This is a genomic window from Aeromonas lacus (assembly GCF_000764665.1).
GTDB lineage: Bacteria > Pseudomonadota > Gammaproteobacteria > Enterobacterales > Aeromonadaceae > Aeromonas > Aeromonas lacus.
Genome location: NZ_JRGM01000166.1, coordinates 1 through 1,150, shown reverse-complemented (window position 1 = coordinate 1,150; position 1,150 = coordinate 1). Strand labels below are relative to the sequence as shown.

Sequence of the window (1,150 nt, the reverse complement as noted above, 5' to 3'; positions counted from 1 at the left end):
GGCCAGTTGGTGATGGGGTGAAGCGACGTGCCCATGATGCAGACTTGAAGAGGATGATGGTGATCAGATCACCGAGCCCTCAGTTAGTTCCATTCAAACTGCATTGATTTTGGCAACAACGCCGTATTGAACAGTAATAAGAGATTGGTGAAATAGTTCTGAAGAGAGTTCCAATGATTTTTACCTGACACTGGCTTTTTACCAGTGTCAGGTATTTAACTAAGTTAATAGTTAATATTGGTTACATGCATTATTAAAATTTAAACGAGCCCAGAGATCTGGTTTGGTTGTATCTTCTTCACCATTTGGCGTATAAATGGATATCTTTGCACATTCAGCATACGCATCCTTGACATAAATAGTTACTCTGGACGCTTGCTCTGTTGGTAATTGAAATTCTAGATGTGAAGATGCTCCCGAGAAGTCTGAAGTCTTAGAAACCAAAGCCTTACTTGAAACATCAACTTTGATATTATGTGGCTTAGTCGGTGGCTTGGGTGGTGATGCTGGTGATAGGGTAAATGTCAGCGCTATGGGTTTAGGGGTGTTGAGAGGTAATTGATCATCTATACCAATGTCCAATACTCGAACTCTCTCAGGCAGAAGCTCCTCTCCCGTGACTGTTTCTGAAGTACATCTTGGTTGAGACATTCCAGGGGGAGATAAAACCTGTGCACAATATGTAAATGTTTGACCATTCGTTCCATAAGGAATTTTTAATGATAGGCTAGAGCTTAATCCCTCCTCAGAACCAATAACTGTTTCACCCCGAAGCCATTCTTGCCTTACATTTGTAGGTTGAACTGATGAGATATTTGCCCAGCTTCCGTCTAGGCGATCCCCTTCTGTTACGGTCAATGATTCATCATCATCATTATTCCTCACTGAAACTGACAAGTCTGGCACGGCACCATTTCCGATATTGTAAGAACTGGTGCATGTCACTAACCCATTCTTGATTCCGGTTTTGGCTACTGGTCTTACGCAAAATCTAATCTGTCCTGTTCGATATTCCACGTTAAAACTCGTGGTGCCAGCTTCAACGATTTGCCATTCACTGCCTGAGCTTTCACGGTACTGCCAGGTCGTCGTGATTATTTCTTCAAGTCGGTCTTCAAGATCATTATCTAGATCAAAGTAACCGTCAATG

At 42.3% G+C, this 1,150-nt stretch carries 1 protein-coding gene; it reads right to left on the bottom strand.

Annotation, left to right across the window (positions count from 1 at the left end; all coding sequences use genetic code 11):
* Positions 1-231: 231 nt before the first annotated feature.
* Positions 232-1,150, bottom strand: a 919-nt coding sequence (locus tag LG31_RS21310) for a hypothetical protein (protein WP_161785992.1), incomplete at its 5' end; no start/stop codon positions are given.